This is a genomic window from Desulfobacter curvatus DSM 3379 (assembly GCF_000373985.1).
GTDB classification, from domain to species: Bacteria; Desulfobacterota; Desulfobacteria; order Desulfobacterales; family Desulfobacteraceae; genus Desulfobacter; species Desulfobacter curvatus.
The window spans coordinates 1-17710 of the sequence record NZ_KB893122.1 but is presented as its reverse complement, the minus strand read 5'-3'; the positions used below and the strand labels follow the sequence as shown (position 1 = coordinate 17710).

The 17710-nt window shown below is 46.6% G+C and carries 20 protein-coding genes; 10 read left to right on the top strand and 10 right to left on the bottom strand.

Annotated elements, in window-relative coordinates; all coding sequences use genetic code 11:
• Nucleotides 1-105: 105 nt before the first annotated feature.
• Nucleotides 106-1272, bottom strand: a complete 1167-nt coding sequence (locus tag B147_RS29530; protein WP_020590053.1) for an IS4 family transposase — start codon at nucleotides 1270-1272, stop codon at nucleotides 106-108.
• Nucleotides 1273-1465: 193 nt separating this feature from the next.
• Nucleotides 1466-1774, bottom strand: a complete 309-nt coding sequence (locus B147_RS0125615) for a zinc dependent phospholipase C family protein (RefSeq protein WP_020590052.1) — start codon at nucleotides 1772-1774, stop codon at nucleotides 1466-1468.
• Between the two features lie 378 nt (nucleotides 1775-2152).
• On the opposite strand from B147_RS0125615, the gene B147_RS0125610 reads away from it, so the two are divergent.
• On the top strand, nucleotides 2153-3016 hold the full coding sequence (locus B147_RS0125610; RefSeq protein WP_020590051.1) for an AraC family transcriptional regulator: 864 nt from the start codon (nucleotides 2153-2155) through the stop codon (nucleotides 3014-3016).
• Here the strand turns inward: B147_RS0125610 and B147_RS29525 are convergent.
• The 5 genes from B147_RS29525 to B147_RS32035 form a co-directional block, all read right to left on the bottom strand.
• Nucleotides 3013-3441 carry a hypothetical protein gene (locus tag B147_RS29525; protein WP_020590050.1) on the bottom strand — a complete coding sequence of 143 codons (429 nt, stop codon included), beginning with the start codon at nucleotides 3439-3441 and terminating at the stop codon, nucleotides 3013-3015. The two genes, B147_RS0125610 and B147_RS29525, sit on opposite strands and share 4 nt — an antisense overlap.
• A gap of 94 nt (nucleotides 3442-3535) precedes the next feature.
• Nucleotides 3536-5023: an efflux transporter outer membrane subunit gene (locus B147_RS0125600; protein WP_020590049.1), complete on the bottom strand. Its 1488-nt coding sequence runs from the start codon at nucleotides 5021-5023 to the stop codon at nucleotides 3536-3538.
• Nucleotides 5016-8105 (bottom strand): efflux RND transporter permease subunit, encoded by a 3090-nt coding sequence (locus B147_RS0125595; protein WP_026259825.1) that lies wholly within the window; start codon nucleotides 8103-8105, stop codon nucleotides 5016-5018. The genes B147_RS0125600 and B147_RS0125595 overlap by 8 nt, the downstream gene beginning before the upstream one ends.
• A gap of 2 nt (nucleotides 8106-8107) precedes the next feature.
• Nucleotides 8108-9277, bottom strand: a complete 1170-nt coding sequence (locus tag B147_RS29520; protein WP_020590047.1) for an efflux RND transporter periplasmic adaptor subunit — start codon at nucleotides 9275-9277, stop codon at nucleotides 8108-8110.
• 220 nt (nucleotides 9278-9497) lie between these two features.
• Nucleotides 9498-9671 carry a hypothetical protein gene (locus tag B147_RS32035; protein ID WP_020590046.1) on the bottom strand — a complete coding sequence of 58 codons (174 nt, stop codon included), beginning with the start codon at nucleotides 9669-9671 and terminating at the stop codon, nucleotides 9498-9500.
• 626 nt (nucleotides 9672-10297) lie between these two features.
• Here B147_RS32035 and B147_RS0125570 point away from each other — a divergent pair.
• On the top strand, nucleotides 10298-11131 hold the full coding sequence (locus B147_RS0125570; protein ID WP_020590044.1) for a competence protein CoiA: 834 nt from the start codon (nucleotides 10298-10300) through the stop codon (nucleotides 11129-11131).
• 211 nt (nucleotides 11132-11342) lie between these two features.
• Here B147_RS0125570 and B147_RS0125565 read toward each other — a convergent pair whose 3' ends face one another.
• Complete coding sequence (locus B147_RS0125565) at nucleotides 11343-11636, bottom strand: type II toxin-antitoxin system RelE/ParE family toxin (RefSeq protein WP_020590043.1); 294 nt, start codon at nucleotides 11634-11636, stop codon at nucleotides 11343-11345.
• 1 nt (nucleotide 11637) lies between these two features.
• Nucleotides 11638-11874 (bottom strand): type II toxin-antitoxin system ParD family antitoxin, encoded by a 237-nt coding sequence (locus B147_RS0125560; RefSeq protein WP_020590042.1) that lies wholly within the window; start codon nucleotides 11872-11874, stop codon nucleotides 11638-11640.
• A 141-nt stretch (nucleotides 11875-12015) separates the two neighbouring features.
• Here B147_RS0125560 and B147_RS30760 point away from each other — a divergent pair, with 141 nt between their 5' ends.
• The 8 genes from B147_RS30760 to B147_RS0125520 all read left to right on the top strand — a co-directional run bounded on the left by B147_RS30760 (nucleotide 12016) and on the right by B147_RS0125520 (nucleotide 16858).
• Entirely contained in the window at nucleotides 12016-12729 is a 714-nt protein-coding gene (locus tag B147_RS30760) for a YkgJ family cysteine cluster protein (protein ID WP_020590041.1), read from the top strand.
• Between the two features lie 76 nt (nucleotides 12730-12805).
• Complete coding sequence (locus B147_RS0125550; protein WP_020590040.1) at nucleotides 12806-13018, top strand: hypothetical protein; 213 nt, start codon at nucleotides 12806-12808, stop codon at nucleotides 13016-13018.
• Nucleotides 13019-13409: 391 nt separating this feature from the next.
• On the top strand, nucleotides 13410-13556 hold the full coding sequence (locus B147_RS32030; RefSeq protein ID WP_020590039.1) for a hypothetical protein: 147 nt from the start codon (nucleotides 13410-13412) through the stop codon (nucleotides 13554-13556).
• A 206-nt stretch (nucleotides 13557-13762) separates the two neighbouring features.
• Nucleotides 13763-14377, top strand: coding sequence for a tyrosine-type recombinase/integrase (locus B147_RS0125540; protein WP_020590038.1), 615 nt, complete (start codon nucleotides 13763-13765; stop codon nucleotides 14375-14377).
• A gap of 70 nt (nucleotides 14378-14447) precedes the next feature.
• Entirely contained in the window at nucleotides 14448-14738 is a 291-nt protein-coding gene (locus tag B147_RS0125535; RefSeq protein WP_020590037.1) for a type II toxin-antitoxin system HigB family toxin, read from the top strand.
• Nucleotides 14738-15139 (top strand): helix-turn-helix domain-containing protein, encoded by a 402-nt coding sequence (locus tag B147_RS0125530; protein WP_020590036.1) that lies wholly within the window; start codon nucleotides 14738-14740, stop codon nucleotides 15137-15139. Before B147_RS0125535 ends, B147_RS0125530 begins: the two co-directional genes overlap by 1 nt.
• A 154-nt stretch (nucleotides 15140-15293) precedes the next feature.
• Complete coding sequence (locus B147_RS0125525; protein ID WP_020590035.1) at nucleotides 15294-15782, top strand: transposase; 489 nt, start codon at nucleotides 15294-15296, stop codon at nucleotides 15780-15782.
• Nucleotides 15783-15805: 23 nt separating this feature from the next.
• The gene (locus B147_RS0125520; protein ID WP_157238038.1) at nucleotides 15806-16858 is read left to right on the top strand and encodes an IS3 family transposase; all 1053 of its coding nucleotides are present in this window, start codon (nucleotides 15806-15808) and stop codon (nucleotides 16856-16858) included.
• Between the two features lie 578 nt (nucleotides 16859-17436).
• On the opposite strand, the gene B147_RS0125515 is transcribed toward B147_RS0125520, so the two are convergent.
• Nucleotides 17437-17710 (bottom strand): IS66 family transposase (locus B147_RS0125515; RefSeq protein WP_020590033.1); only part of this gene is annotated, 274 nt, incomplete at its 5' end.

Sequence of the window (17710 nt, the reverse complement as noted above, 5' to 3'; positions counted from 1 at the left end):
ATGCAAGGCAATCCTGGATCGGCAATCAATCTTTTTGGATAATAAAAGCCGATGAAAATGAAATTTCTCGTGTTCAAGCATTACGAAAACAGCCACGACAATGGGCTAAGCACATAAACACTTTTCAAGAGGAGGACGAAAGAGAGTCCGAGGTATAAATATGCTATACCGTTTTTTATAACCCGAGCAATAAACGAGGTGAAAAAATGAAGACAAAAAAGCACTCATATTTTTATAGAGGCAATGAAAATGGTTCATGTCGATATCCCAGCGTTTGCCGTACAGACGAATGATTTCTTCATTAGGGAGGGACAGGTCTGTCGACAGGAGTGCCAGCCAGCCCCGTTTTTTATCACAAGAAACAAAAATAATTTTTGCCTGCTTGCCGTTGGAAAGAGTAACAATAGCGTGGGCTTTGACCTTTGCTCGTCCTCTGTTTTTCTTCAATTTCCCATAGAGTTCGGACAGCCTAAGCTTTTTGCCTTGATATTCATAAAACCATTTTGGATGATCTTTCAGCATGCATATGACGTGTATGTGTTCGCGTAAATCTGCTATTACTGATGGCATCGAAAACCAACTGTCCATTAAGACGTGCTCAGCTTGGACACCCATATCAAGGGCTCTTTTTACCATCGGTACGAGATCGACCGTGGATTTTGTAACCGCTTCCTGGCGGCGATGATATCCGCAGGTCCTTTTATCAATATCAGGATTGATTTCATTGTATCGATTCTTTTTGTCTGCAGATGATAAAAGAGCAAAATCAAGCCCAAGAAAGCTGTTACCGTCAGACCAGCCAAGAGTCAGCATCCGGAATCCTTTGATGTACTTCCCATCTGTATGATCAAACACCCGGGATAAAAGCTCGACTTTTTTAGAACGGTTTCTGCTATAGGTAGAATCGTCAAAAATCAAAACTTCTTCGGAAGAATCATCAAGAAGCTTTTTGATGACAAAATAAATCCGGCGGCAAAGATGAAGGGTAAACCGCCGCCAGTTATATGTCGGAGAGTTCAGAAAATTGTAAGCAGCGTCCTTATCGACCTCAACCTTTTTATTTTTCACAATGCCCTGGTATAAATTTTTGTTGTGAAATGCCAGGTTAAACAGGGCTGTAAAAATGGCAAGCGGTGATGCCCCTTTCGTTTTAACGATTCCTGATTGATTCAATAACGTACCGATTTTAAATTTTGCAAAGAAATCATTGAGTACGCCAATCTGTTCTGAATTTGTTATTTGATTTTGTAGGTCGGTAAGGGTAGTATTCATTTTGACGAATTTCCTTTGTCTGAAATATTTGTTTAGTGGTAAATGAAGCATATCATACAAAGCGAAATTCGTCAATTTAAATTGCAAATTCAGTTAGTTATGATTTTATTCGCTGTTGTTTTTAAGCACCGAAAGTTGAGTTTAATATATGACAATTTAAGAAACGACTAATTATAGCTATAAAATATTGATTTTAAATAAAAATAAAATCATGCGTGCTTATTTCGATGGGGTGCTGAATGTAAGGATAAAGCTTGGGGTTTGAAATTTTTGCCTGCCTGATAATTGTATACAGACGGATTTTCCCGGGGAACAGATATTGAAAATGAACATCCATTTTTTTTTGCGGGCCTGCCAGATAATAGAACGACGAATCCGGACACACCGCCCCAATGAGAAATACAAATGGAAATGTTTGAACCGGCTGGAAAAATTTTGAGGCTTTGGGCAGAACACGGCTCACATGTTCAGCCAGGGCAAAATGTGTAATTTCTTTTGGCATATTTTCCCTTAATTAAAAATAGTGACCATCAGACCACTCTTGTGCCAAGTTTCTTGCCGCTTTATTCTACATATCAGATAGATCGGGTGGATGCGAGGCCGCAAATAAATTCTGATTATAACTTCCTGGATCCGTGGCACAATCTTTGATTTTTGATATATACTGAAATTATTAAGAAATATTGATTTTGGCTTTCACCTCGCAGGTGAAGTAATAAATAGATTTTTTCTAATGATTTCAAGACACATCAAATTTTGTGCCATGGATTCAGGAAATTACTAACCCGAATATTTTCGATTATTAAATATCTTGACATAATTGGATAAATTTACAAAAATATTTTTTAATTCAGCCAATTTAGTTGCGAGGAATCATGCTATGCCGCACATCAATGGCACCGATACTGTTATTGATAAAGATATTGATATCCTGCCACGTCCAGTGATGGCACTGGGTGTTCCGGTAGAAACGAAAAACTGGGAGCATGCGCGGCACAGTCACCGCAAGGCACAACTTCTCTTTACAGTGAGCGGTATTGTCAATTGTGAAATCGAGGATGGTGTTTGGATCGTGCCACCTCAATGTGCGGTGTGGATTCCTGCCGCATTGTCCCACGCTGCACGGGGGTCCGGGAAAACAGAGTGTTACTGTCTGTTTGTCGAACCCGATGCTTCCCCCGATCTTCCAAAAAGTTGCTGCACACTATCGGTTTCTCCGCTGCTGCGGGAATTACTCCAGAGAGCCGTATCTTTTCCGGCACTTTATGAGCTAAACGGTCGCGAAGGCAGATTGATCGCTACGTTGTTGGACGAGCTGACTGCGGCGCCGGTTTGTGGTCTGCATCTGCCTATGCCACGCGACAAACGTTTGCGTCGACTTGCGGAGATGTTGCAATCCGAACCGGCAAACAAATTGTCTTTACCCACCTGGGCTGCCCGCATCGGCATGAGTGAGCGTAGCTTGACCCGCCTCTTATTAAACGAGATTGGCATGAGCTTCGGACAATGGCGGAGGCAGTTACATGTAATTATTGCACTGCAACGGTTAACCAGGGGTGAGAGCGTAAAGGCGGTTGCCTTTAATCTGGGTTATGAAAATGCAAGTGGGTTTGTTACCATGTTCCGCAAGACGGCAGGCAAGCCACCTGCACGGTATCTATCGGATTTTAAAGCCAAGTCCGGAATAGAGGACAACCAGGCCACAGTAGTACCCGGCATTATCCTCACGGACACTACAATTTAGTTATCATTCCGAATTAAGCGATTGCCAATCTCCTCTTTAACTCCTGCCAAGAGTTTGTTCGCCATCTCCAACCCTTCTTCTTTAGAAGCAGCTATGAACAATGGGAAGCCCCAAAATTTTGCGAAGGTGCCAGCAAAGGCTTTTGCCGCTAACCGTTTTGTGGTGTTCGGTTCAATTTGAATCATCCCCTTGATAAAGGATCTGATCTCGGTTTTGTTTTCCTTCATCCAGAGAGAGAGCTGCTTACGCCCATCACCGATTTCTTTATGTTGGTTATCATCACGGCTCTCTTCATTGAGCACCACAAAGGCCTGTTGACGTGAGAGCAACTCGTTGAACTCGCCTAATCCGGCTTCCATGCTCTGATTGGCTGAGGAGTTGCGGTGCATCCATACCAGTGGGAAATTGGAACTGTCTAAAATCATAAATAAATCTCCTAAAAAGTTTGTCATGGTCCGGGACCGCCAGAATCCGACCATGGCCGTCAATTTTTACCTGATTATATCAAATAAATTGTCATTATCCATCCGGGCTTCCCGTGAGGTTACCGGTCCATGTGTCAGCGTTTTTCCAGCCTCCACCCAGGGCCTTGAATACAGATACCCGGGCCGAGCCCACCCGTTGATCAACTGTCGCCACCTGAGCCTTAGCGTCTATGAAAACGGTTTGTGCAACAATCACGTCAAGGTAGCTGATAGAACCACTGCGATAGCGCTGATCGGCCAGTTCATAGGCCTGTTCAGCGCTATCCCGTGCTTCAATCAGCGCTCCGCGCTCTTTTAGTGTTGCGCCGTAGCCTGCCAGAGCCTGCTCAATCTCTTTCAACGCGGTCAGGACCACGCCGTCGAATGTAGCCAGGGTCGCGGCACTTTCCGCTTTGGCTTGCGCAACGCGGCTGCGTGCCACGCTAATATTGGGAAAAGTCCATGAAATCAGCGGGCCGACCGCAAAGGAGAGGGTGCGATCTCCCTTCAATGAGTCGTTGCGCAGATAGGCTCCTGAAGTTCCGAGATTAATGTGCGGATACAGGTCGGCCACGCTCACACCGATCCGCGCCGTAGCCACAGCCAGTTGGCGCTCTGCCTGTCGCACATCCGGACGACGCCGTAGCAGTGCTGTACCATCTCCCACCGGCAGTGGGTGGGTAATTTCAGGGGCCTTGACGCAAGTGCGGACGATCCCAGGCACCTGTGCCGGTGTGCGCCCCGTCAGTGCAGCCAACTCGAACAAGGCTGCTTCCCGTCGGCCCTGCAGCGGCGGCAATGCAGCTTCGGCCTGGGCCTGGCTGACACCGGCGCGTTTCACGTCCAGACGGGAGGCGGAACCGGCCCGCTGCTGGTCCCTGACGATGCGCAGGCTTTGATTGGCCAACTCGATGGAGAAACGCGCCACGGCGATGGCTTCCCCGAGTGTGCAGATATCCACGTAGGCGCGTGTGGTCTCGGCTGCCACGATCACCCGCACTGCGTCATGGGCCGCAGCGACAGCATCGGTATTGTAATGGGCCGCTTCGATGTCGCGTCTGACCCGGCCAAACAGGTCCAGTTCATAGGACACCTCCAGGCCGCCGCTGTAGGACCACTGCCTGGGGGCCTGACCCGTACCACTCCAGGAGGTCTGGTCGCGTCCATTGCTGACACCGCCCGATGTGGTTGTCGAAGGGAAAAGACCGCTGTTCGCCTCATTGAAAATTTCTTGCGCACGCTCCAGGTTGGCCAGGGACACACGCAAATCAGTGTTGGCGGCGAAGGCGTCCCGGATCAGACCGTTCAGAACCGGATCATTGTACAGCTTCCACCATTCTGAAGGCAGGGGCGTCATCTCATCGACACCCTCAATTTGGGTCACAAAATGACCGACCGCTGACTCCGGCATTGCTGGTGGGCGATAGTCCGGACCGATGGCGCAGCCGGTCAATGCCACAGCAAGAACAATCACGGTCGATAGTTGCAAAGGGTAATGGAGAATATGCGTCAATAACTGATGTTGCAGGTAAGGTTTAAACATTGGGTACCTCCGCAGAAGCAAGTTCGAGCGCACGCGGACTTTCGGCGGCAGCGTGGTGGTCCTTGGCGATAAAGCTGTAGACTGTCGGTAACACAAACAGCGTGAACAGGGTACCCACCAGCATGCCCATCACCACGACAATCCCGATGGAAAACCGGCTGGCCGCGCCTGCCCCGCTGGCAAACAGCAGCGGACTCAGGCCGGCTACCATCGCCGCCGTGGTCATCAGAACAGGGCGCATACGCACCGCAGCGGCTTTTTCAATAGCCTCGATACGGCTCAAGCCTTCGTGCTGCTGGATATGATTGGCAAAGGTTACCATCAGAATACCGTGTTTGGAGATCAGTCCGATCAGCGTGACCAGGCCGATCTGGGTGTAAATATTAAGCGTCGCATACCCCAGCCACAGAGGTACCAGTGCGCCGCAGATGGCCAGCGGTACGGTAATAAGGATGATCAGAGGGTCGCGCAGGCTTTCAAACTGAGCAGCCAGAACCAGAAAAATAACGGCCAGTGCAAAGCCAAAGGAGTAAACGAGACGGTTGCCCTCTTTTACGAACTGCCGGCTGTCACCGAGCCAGTCGATGTTCATTCCTGTCAGCAGAGGCTGGGATTCCAGGAACGCCACTGCTTCGCCCATGCTGACGCCTGGACGAGGCAAAGCCTTGAGCGTGGTCGAATTCATCTGGTTGAATTGAGAGAGTTGATTGGCCTGGGAATGCATCTCAACATGGGTGACCGTCGACAACGACACCATCATGCCGGAAGTCGTTTTAACGTATAGGCGGCCCAGATCATCCGGTGTCATGCGTTCACTGCCGCGCACCTGGGGAATCACATCGTAAGAGCGGCCGTAAAAATTAAACCGGCTGACATAGTTCTCGCCGACCAGCGCGGCCAGCGTATCGGCAATGGACTGCATGGTTACCCCCATCTCATTTGCTTTTGCGCTGTCTATGGTAATTCGTGCCTGCGGACTGTCAAAGGCCAGATCGTTTTCAACATAGAGAAAAAGGCCGCTGGCATAGGCTGCTGCTTTCAATTTTTCGGCCTCGTTGTAAATCATGCCAAAATCGTCAGGTGAACGAATAACCATCTGCACCGGCAGGCCGCCGCCTGATCCCGGTAGCGACGGCAGTTGAACAGCGGTGACGGTCTCGCCCTTAATCGCTGCGCCGGCAGCCTGGATCTCCGCCTGAATATCGCTGGCGGAACGCGTACGATCCGACCAGTCTGTGAGAATTGCGCCGCTCATCATCCTGTTCGGCCCGCCGGCGATACCGCCTACATGCATAAAACCGCTCTCGTATTCAGGGATGGAAGCAAAAATCTTTTCGACTTCTACTGCATAATGGGAAGTATAGCCGATACCGGCATATTGCGGTCCACGAGTCAAAACAAGAACCGCCCCTTGATCCTCGGTGGGTGCCAGTTCGTGGGGAATGCCGTTAAAAAGTACAACAATGGCAAATAGTATGGCCACACCCACCAATAGCACTGCAGGACGTGCTGCAAGGGTATGCGCCAGCAAACGGCTGTAGATTGCAGTCAACCAACCCATGTGGCGCTCGATGAGCTTTGCCAGCCATGCTTCGTTTTGCTTTGAACTGAGGAGCATCGAACTCATCATAGGCGACAGTGTTAGAGCAATTACGCCGGAGACGACGACCGAGCCGGCCAGGGTAAAGGCAAACTCCCCGAACAAAGCGCCGGTCAGTCCACCCATCAAACCGATCGGGGCGTAAACGGCGGCCAGGGTAATGGTCATGGCAATTACCGGAGAGATGATCTCACGCGCACCGACCAGCGCCGCCTTCACCGGCGACAGGCCTTTCTCAATATGGCGATGGATGTTTTCGACCACAACGATCGCATCATCGACAACCAGGCCGATGGCAAGCACCATGGCAAGTAAGGTCAAAAGGTTAATCGAAAATCCGAACGTCAGCATCAGTGCGGCCGTCCCCACCATAGACAACGGAATCGTCACGACCGGAATAATCACGGCGTGAACCGTACCCAAAAACAGAAAGATAACAACAATAACGATAGCAATCGCTGCGATCAACGTGAATTTAACCTCCTCAATGGAGGCATTGACAAAGCGCGCAACATCATAATTCGGCGCCACTGTCACCCCGGGAGGAGCCATGGCCTGGATCTTGGGAACAAATCTGTTAACAGCCTTGACAATATCAATCGGATTGCCATCGGGTGTTGACTCAACAGCTATAAAAATTGCTGGTTCTCCGGTTGCAAAGGCCGCATTGTCATAGTTTTTACCGCCGATCTCCACCGTTGCCACATCTTTCAAGCGCACGACCCCTTTACCGGCAGACCCGCTCTTGATTACCATCTCGCGAAAATCCGCGACGCTGCGCAGATCGGTCTCGGCTGTGATATCGGTGACGGTCAGCTGACTTTTCAGCTGACCTGGGGCCGCCTGAACGTTGTTGGCACGTAGCGCTGCCACAATTTCAGCCGCTGACAGACCGCGCGCGGCAAGACGTACAGGATCGATCCAGATGCGCATGGCCAGCTCGCGCCCGCCCTTGATATCGGCCGAAGCAACCCCTGGAATGCTTGTAAACAAGGGCTGGGCAACCCGGATAGCAAAGTCCGTAAGCCGGGATATTGGCAGTGTCTTACTGTAAAAGGCCACGTATTCGACTGCGGAACTGGATACCGTTGACTTGATGATGACGGGATCATATGCATCGACCGGCAACCGGTATTTGACCTCCTGCACCTTGGCGAGAATCTCGGTCATAGCCCGATCGGCGTTGGCGTTCAGCACAAGCCTGGCATTGATCTCACTTTTACCTGATATGGAAGAAGAGGTGAGATATTCAATGCCGTTGGCAGTGGCAATTGACTGGGCAATCGGTGTTGTCACAAATCCCTGCATCACATCCTGCGTTGCCCCAGGAAATAAGGTAGTGACATTAATGGTGGCGTTCTCCAGAAAGGGATACTGCCGCACCGACAGTGAGAAGATTGCACTTGCGCCCCCCAGCAGGATCAGCAGGCTGACGACCAGCGCCAGGATGGGGCGGCGGATAAAAATATCTGTAAAATGCATGATCATTCTCCTTCAAGCACCGGCGCGGATTTGGCCGCATCGGAATTGTTAAGAGAAGATGCGCTGACCTTGACCTGTGCACCAGGCGGAATGCGGAGCTGGCCCGCCGTGATCACAAGATCACCTGTTTTGAGTCCCTGCTCTATGAGTACATTATCGCCGAGGCGTCGTCCTGTCTTGACAGGTGCCGTGACGACCTTACCAACCCCTTCACCATTCAATTCCTGAACAACGACAACACTGTCTCCGTACGCGGAGGTTTGAATAGCGGTAAGCGGCACCACAATGGCATCGGTTGTCGCTGGAAGCTGGAGGCGCGCGGTGACATACATGCCCGACTTCAGTTCATGATCGGCATTTGGCAATAACGCCTGTACTGTGATGTTTCTTGTCTCCTCATCGATCCTGGGTTCAATGCTGCTGATGTGTGCTTCGAAGACCTTATCCGGTGAAGAATCTGCAGTCACCTGTACCTGTGTACCAGGTTCCAGATATGCCAACTCCTGTTGCGGAACAGTAAAGTTGACATAAAGGGGGGCAAGTCGGGTCAAAGTCGCGATGGGATCACCTGCATGGAGATATTGGCCAAGATTGATACGGCGAATACCAATCTGTCCTGCAAATGGTGCATGGATCGATTTCTGTTGAATACGCGCATCCAGTTGGCGCACCTCTGCCTGGGCCTGCTCATATTCAGTCTGATGCTGTTCCAGAAGCTCACGCGGCTCGGCACCGGTAGGGGCAAGCTCTCTCGAACGGGACAACTGCAAATGGCTGAAGGCGGCTTTTGCGGCGGCAGCAACGCGGTCGGCCTGTTCGGGTGCGTCGTAGAGTTGAACGAGAAGTGTCCCTTCTTTGACCACCTGCCCGGCCTCGAAGTGAATCCCGGTGATACGTCCTGCAGTGTCAGGGGCCAACAAGACTTCCTGTACGGCCTCCAAACTGCCGATGGCCTGGATATCGGCAGGTACACTGCGACTCTGGATTCTGGAAGCTGAAACGAGCACAGGCGGTTGCGCCGGGTGTGATGAAGATTCGCTGCGTGAGGTTTTCCAGACAAATAGAAGACCAAACACAATGACGAGCCCCACAACACTGGTGAATATTGGTTTGATACTGCGATGGACAGGGGTATCAATATGTGAAACGGTTTTGTTTAAATTATTTTCCATGAGGAATACTCCTTTTAAAAGGCCACGTGGCTACCTTATTCTGATTGGCTGAGATGTTGGGGTGCCTCCATACCAGTGGAAAATTGGAACTATCTAAATGCATTGATAAAACTCATATTGCGTCAAACAAATTTTTTAAACTATATCAAACAAATCTTTTGAGGACATTGCACAAATTTGCCAAAATATTTTTCAATTCAGCCAACTTAGTTGTGAGGGGTCATAATCTTCCGCTCCAGATGATGTCCCCGCCTGGAAGTCTCCCCACGTTCCTGATCACCGCGCCCATAGTGCCCGTGAGAATGGGTGCCGTGGGTATGGTGCCCATGCCCACCGTTATGCCCATGATGACCGTCCCCGTGTCTGTGATCGTGTCGGTCCTGGCAGAATTCATGGTAGGGCGTCCTCTTCAAGACCAGTGATGATCCTGCCCAAAAGTTCCCCCAACTGCTGCTGTTCGGTAGCCGAGAGTGGAGCGAAAACAGCTTCCGCGTTTTTCAGAAACGCTTTTTTATGTCCGTCCGCTGCGACGGAGCCTTGTTCAGTAACGGAAATATTGTTCAGGATGAGGGCAACCACTGGTTGTTGCTAAAAATAGACATTTTCGGAAATAAAGAATTTGGCAAAAACGGTAATGTATTTTCAGTCAGTTATCACCCAATGCCGTTGACTTAAGAAGATGATGAGTTATTTCAATATGTTAAGGTTATATATCTGAGCAAGGCGTGTGGGAGGGGTGAACCTCTCGAAATTTCCATGACCTTTATATTCAGACATCTTGGTATTTTTGAAAATTACTGGATCGGTTTGAAAGGCAGTGAAACATTTAATAAAATGTGACATAACAGCTTGATTTTAGGGTTGTTTTTCTTAAGTCAACGGCATTGAGTTATCACCAGAATATAGATGGAAAACCTTATTTCTGAAAATGTCTAATAAATAAAAATTGCCCCCCCCTAACAAAAACATGCTGCGGTCAAGCCGCAGATGTTCATGTTATGGCAATGAGGAGCTACCAACATGCAACTCGCGATTGTTGACGACCAACGCGTTGAGGCCTTTCCTGGAGGTCGCGGCGAGTGTCCTATTTGCGGATGTGAATTGATTGCTAAATGCGGACCTCGTGTAATGCATCATTGGGCGCATCACCGTCCAAAAGACTGTGACCCTTGGTGGGAAAATGAAACTCCTTGGCACCGCCAATGGAAGAACGAGTATCCACTCGACTGTCGTGAAGTATCGCATACAGCGGATGACGGTGAGATTCACCGAGCGGACATAAAAACGCCAACGGGAATCGTGATTGAAGTTCAGCACTCAACAATGACTGATGACGAGCGCGATTCACGTGAAGAATTCTACGGCAACTTGATATGGGTTCTCGATGGATCGGCATTCCAAAAGAATTTCAACATCTATCACGGTCTTCCTGACCCTGAGTCAGACATAGCGCAAGACATAGTATGGTTCAAAGCACAACGCCATATGCACGGTGCAAACAGAGGCATGTTTTTCCGGCTGTCTGAGAATCCAGGGACAAGAAAAGCAGCTGCAGACAATGGCATGGTCCAGATCCACAGCATAGATGAAATTCAATCCGACGTCGACGAATCCTACCGTGGTCATCACCAGTATGACTGGGTTCGACCGCGAACGACCTGGCTGGGCGCGAAGTGTCCCGTGTATATCGACTTTGGAGACGACAAACTTGTAAAGCTCGATACGTACGATGAGTCCGGTTTAGCATGCGTTCGTTATATTTCTAAACGCAAATTCATTCACGACTCCATGTTCGAGTCAAACGTGAGCGACATTGCTACCCGTTTCTACCCGTTGCCGGAAATCGAGCCATAACAAATTAATACAGCAGATTGCCAGGGCGGCCTTGGAAAGTTGGAATTCCGCATTGCCCTGTCAACTGCTGATCAGGTCGTTAGAGTGTTGACTTTGTCTATTATCGATCGCTCAAAGCCTTTATGGAATTGGCGTTGACTTCTTTTTTTATTGTGCCCCTGAAATATGAATGAAATGGTTCCCTGGTGTAACAAAAAGAAAGGCTGTTTCATTACTTCAAATGTCGATAAGGTTCCATGCTTTGATGAAGTATGTCTATAATATCGACGTGGTTATTAGCTTTGCGATAAAAAATGATATGAGATCCGGCTAAAAAACTTAAATAGCCTTTTTTAATTTCTTCGCGTTCCCGGCCTATATCGGGACTTTCTGCTATCATTTGCAGCTTTTTTTCAATAAGCTTTAAGTAAATGAAGGCCTGTTCTTCACCAAATTCTTCAAGTGAATAAGCCTTGATGTTACGCAAACTCTTTTGCGCATTGGGAGAAAGAAAATATTGAGTCATGTCAGCCGATCAATTCATCCATGAAGGATTGGCCGTCAACCTCTTGTCCTTTGTCAAGCTGCGCTTCACCTTCAGCCAGTCTTGCGCGTAACGCTTCCAGCTTGGTTTCTTCAACTTCCAGAAGCCGCAAACCCGCACGAACGGCTTCGCTTGTATTATCAAAGCGGCCTTGTGAAATTTTTAATTTGATAAAATCTAAAAAATGATCGCCTAATGTGACACTGGTATTTCTTTGCATGGCAGGCCCTCCAAAATTTTTATACCAATATATAATACACAGTTTTTAATAGAATAGCTTCAAAAATTTATATTTTTTTGATAAAAAATTACCTGTTCAGATGTTATTTTGTACTTCATCATATATTGAAAAAAGCAAGCCATGGACAAAAAGGATTTAAAACACGTTTCTATCCCTGAAGCGTTAGAAGAACTCAGAAATACCATGATGATGCAATCCGAATTGAAAAAGCAAGAAGAGATCGGAGAGCTAATTTCAGGTTTTGAAAAACTTGAGATTGTAAAAGATGCCATAAAAGTACACCCATCGGATTTTTTAGAACGGTATGGGCTATGGATAGTATCCGATAACAGAAAAAACTTTTATTACGGTATTGACCTGGTGAATTATTTCTTGGGTTTACTGAGATCTGAACCTCCCGAAACAATCGCACAGGTTTATTCAAAGATTGAGCGGGTTAACGTTATGGTCGAAAAACATCCGGAAACGGGTGCAAAAGGGCTTTTAATCGAGACGGAAATGGAAAAATTCAAATGCGTTCAATGCGGGCATTGTTGTATTAATTTATCAGACGCTTACGAGACCTCAGTTCCGGATCTTGACGTGTCACGCTGGCAAGATGAAAAACGATATGACATCCTGGAGTGGGTGGATTCATTTGCAGGCCTGAATGATGTCTGGATCAACCCTAAGACCCAAGAACCAGTGGACCGTTGCCCTTGGCTGCGGAAACTTCCCGGTAAGGATAAATATACCTGCAGGATTCATGAAACTAAACCCAGACATTGCCGAGATTTCCCAAAATCAAAAAGACACGCATTAGATAGTGGCTGTAGAGGATTTCATGCAGAGTAAGTTTGAGAATATTTAAATTCTTGTTTTGATCCTGCGGTATAAGAAGTGACTACCAGAAAAAGTTCAAGGTCTCGTCATGGATTACAACTATAAAACAGTGAGACAAGCAATCTTAGATCATTGCTCCGAGTCGGGTATCCCCTTTGATGACTTTTGTGATATTTGGATTAGCAAGGTCAATGAAGACCCAGCAGTATTTGATATTTTCTTCGAGGCACCGTTTTCAGAGATATCCGAAATTGCAAAGGACGCAAGGGTTGAATTATTGATTGATGTTTTTACAATTTAGGGACACGGAATCAATTGGGTCCAGATAGCTTTGCCAAAGAAAACAGATCATAACGGCGTGTCTTCGATTCCGTTTCAGCATCTGGAAGGTGGATGGCACGCCCCAATATTTTTATGTGTTTGGGGACGGGAACTGGATATCTCGCCGCACCAGTGAACAAGGGGCACGTTTGCAGAAATGGCTTGAAAAGCTCAACAGCTTCGATGCAAAGTGACCATTTTTGAAATGGGGGCAGGCATTGCCTTACCTACGGTAAGATATAATCCCAACGACCTGGCCGGAACTTAAATTCAACCTTGATACGCATCAACCCAAGGGATTACAATGTCTGCCAAGGAGCAATCGGCCTGCCGCTTTACGCCAGGGAAGACATAAACCGGATTTTGTGCTGATGAATAAGAATGATTATCCCAAAGCCGGTGTACAAAGGCTCTTGCATAAAAATGGAAAAGCTGTCGCCTTTCAATCAAATCAGAATGGAAATGTTCATATCATCGATCGTCAAACGGATATTGATTTCAGCTCGACAGGTCTCTAAGCAATGAGGTGTGACGGCTTTTATGAAAGGGAACTTTAAATCTTAACTTTGGGGTGAAAGTTAAGATTGATAAAAATAGCGAAAATCCCCGTGAATATGGGCTTTTCTCTATTTTTGCATGGAGTTTTTTCCAAAACCCCCATTTTAAATATTAAGTTTTAATGACATAATAGGATAAACTTAATATTTAAAGCACGAGGAACCGAATGGAAAAAGGACAAAATTTTAATCACCCCCAAAAAGGTTCCAAGGTCGAAGTGGAACCGATCCGGAACGAAAAAGACATCAAAGCGATTATTCAATTCCTTTCTGGAAGCCCCAGGGATCTTCTGCTGTTTGTGATGGGAATAAATAACGGCATCCGGGCCGGGGACCTCCTCGGGCTTAAAGTCGGTGATGTTCGATACCTGAAACCTGGCCAGGTTCATCAGATTATCGAAAGCAAAACGAAAAAGAAGAATGTTGTGGTTATAAACAAATCTGTCCGCAAAGCACTCGACGGCTATTTTTCGAATAGCGACGGTCAACCCATAGAAGATCACTTTTACCTTTTTCGTAGCCGAAAGGGTGAGAATGCTCCGCTCACCGTCCAAGCGGCTCACGGGCTCATTAAAAAATGGACACAGGCAATCAATCTAAAGGGGAATTACGGCACCCACACTTTAAGGAAAACCTGGGGATATCAGCAACGCACGAAGTACGGCGTTGGTTTTGATGTCATCGCTAAGAGATTCAACCACTCAGATCCGAAGACGACCATGACTTATTTGGGGATTGAGGATAAGGAAGTTCATAGCGTTTTGATGAACGAAATCGGTTAACTATAATTTTTATACTGAGTATTTTTAATCTCAGACTTGACAAATATCTCAATTTGAGATATAAAAATATATGCACATAATAACACGGAAAAAAATATTAGATTTTGTTAAAAAATACCCGGGATGTGCAACTGCCCTGGACGCTTGGTATCGAATTGTAAAAAATACGAGATTTGCCAACTTCGCTGAATTGAGAGGCGTTTTCCCAAGTGCAGACCAGGTGGACGGGTTTACCGTGTTCAATATCGGTGGGAACAAGGTCCGGCTCATAGCCGCTATTCATTATAACACACAGCGGCTATATATCCGGCATGTTCTCACGCATAAAGAGTATGACAAAAACAAATGGAGGGAAGGCTGATGTTACAGGGAACAAACCATATTATCCAGATGTGGCCGGATATTAAAAGCATCTTTTCCGTACCTCATTCCCAGGAAGAATACAACCGGCAGGTATCTTTTCTCGACAACCTACTGGATGAAGTAGGAGAAAATGAAAACCACCCTCTGGCATCCCTTGTTGAAACTCTTGGAAGTTTGATTGAGATATACGAGAACACTAATTTACCAGAAATCTACGGTAATCCGGCAGATGCACTGCAATACTTAATGCGGGAGCATGGTATTAAACAAGGAGATTTGCCGGAGGTTGGCAGTCAAGGGGTGGTTTCTGAAATTTTAAGCGGCAAACGCCAATTAAACACCAGGCAGGTAAAAGCCCTTGGAGAGCGGTTTAATGTTTCTCCTGTGGTGTTCCTTTGATTTCATTCGCAATTAAAGCGGGCCAGCTTCCGGATTCGAATAATCCCGCAGTCCGATAACATTTAAATCAGACCCCATATTTTGGATAGCCCCCTGTGTCAGGATAGATGTCGCCTCAATTAAAAATTAAATTCGGGGCATTGAGGTGATGAAAATGGGATATTCTATCCAAATCAAAGAGGCTGTGTTACAGAAGGTATTACTGGGCAACAAGCCCCACCATGAGATATCACAAGAATTCGGAGTTGGCCGATCAACAATCGGAAAATGGCTTAGACAATATAAAGAAAGCGGCAACACTACATTGAAATCAAAAGCGAAACGCCCCAAAGACTGGCCTTTTGAACAAAGAATTTCAGCACTTATAGAAACAGGAACTCTGACTTCAGAAGAATGCGTCGCCTGGTGCCGTAAAAATGGAATTTTTTGCCATCACCTGGAGCAATGGAGAAAAGATGCCGTTTCTGGTATGTCAAACACTGCAGATGAAAAGCACAGAGAGAGGGAAAAACAATATAAAAAAGAAATCTCCTCTTTAAAACGCGACCTTTCCCGGAAAGAAAAAGCACTTGCAGAAACAGCGGCCTTGCTGGTTCTTAAAAAAAAAGCCCAGGCGATCTGGGGGGAGCCAGAGGAAGATTGATAACCTCTGAGGATAAGCGGTCCGTGTTAACCTTGATATCTGAGGCCTGCCAAGCCGGTGCCACTAAAAGCAAGGCTGCACAATTATTGGGATTAACAGTGCGAACGATTCAGCGCTGGAAAAAGCAGGGAACAACAGATAAACGCAAGGATTCTCGTGCCGTTCCTGCCAATAAGTTGTCGGGTGAAGAGCAAGATAACATCGTCAATGTATTGAAATCTCGGGAATATGCAGATTTTAGCCCAAATCAAATCGTTCCAAAGCTTGCTGATCAGGGTATCTATATGGGGTCTGAGTCTACAATGTATCGAATTTTGAGAACGCTGAGAATGAACGAACACCGTCAGGCAAGCAATCCGGTGCATAGGCATAGCCCGGAAACATTTACGGCATGTGGTCCTAATCAGATATGGTCTTGGGATATTACATATTTGCGTTCACCGGTGAAAGGTCAATTCTATTACCTTTATATGGTGATGGATTTATACAGCCGGAAAGCCGTTGCCTGCCAGGTTTATGAATCGGAGTCTGGAGAATTTGCCTCAGATTTGATAACAGATGCCTGCATTCGTGAAAAGATTTCAAAAAAACAGGTGATTTTGCATTCTGATAACGGATCACCAATGAAATCAGCAACGATGTTGGCTAAACTGCAGGATTTAGGGGTCATGCCCTCCTTTAGCCGGCCCAGTGTCAGCAATGATAACCCTTTTTCAGAATCATTATTCAGAACAATGAAATACAGGCCGAACTATCCAGAAAAACCATTTGAAAATGTAATGGAAGCAAGAGCTTGGGCAAATGATTTTGTAACTTGGTATAATACCGTTCATCTCCATAGCAGTATCAATTTTGTTACCCCTGATGACAGACACCGTGGAAAAGATGTTCAAATTCTTGAGAATCGGCATAAAGTGTACCTGAAAGCCCGGTTAAAGAACCCTGAGCGGTGGTCCAAGGAAACAAGAGACTGGAAGGCAGTTACAGAAGTAAGTTTGAAAAAATTCAAAAGGTTAAAGCCTGAAATCTCTGCTGAGAAAAGGTTGTTTGACCGTTCGAATTTAGCAGGACGATAGCACAATTCCCTCATGGCTGAGAATGGGCCCCACATTACCCGTCGGAGGTCATGAGGGGATTGTGCGGAAAAATTAGAACAAAGTACAGCAAAGGCGACAACTTGCTTGACACGCGCCGATAGAACCAATGACTCCTGGCCCGAGGTACTCTGATAAGATCAAGCCAAGCCGCTTATAAAATCAGGTCACTATACTGTATACAGACTTGCTCAAACCTTTCTGAAACAGCATTCAATAACAAAAATAGTCAACGCCTTTACTATCAAGGATTACACACCACATAAATAGACATAATCAACGGTCCTCATGACCCCAAGTTACAGTATTTTAGAAAGCATTGAAAAATATTCATTCTGATTTTAAGATTAGGGCAAAGGAAGATTCCAAAACCCTATGATATAACGAAATTAATAAAACAAAGGAGAATAGAAAAATGAAAAAAAATTTAATGATAAGTTTGGTGTTTTTTATTGTTGCTTTTGGTGTAACGGCGGTGTCCCTTCGGTAAACATGCACAAAGGATTTTTTTAGGATAGCTCAGCTGAACTCGTCACAAGAGAGGGGGGGCTGCGATTATATTACGCTGACGAGGTTTTGTAATTCCAAGGCATCCACCGGGAAGGATCAGTTCTCAGCTCAGTTGCGTTATTCAGCAATGTGATCAAATAATCAAATGGATTGACCTTCATCAGATTGCAGGTCTGGATCAGGCTCATGAACATATCACCAACAAAGGCTCCATGTTCTGTTTTATAAAATAGTGAGTTTTTTCGATGTAGGATACTTTGTTTCAGGCTACGTTCGCAAATGTTGTTATCCAGGGGAGCATCAAGCACTTTTAAAAACCGGGTT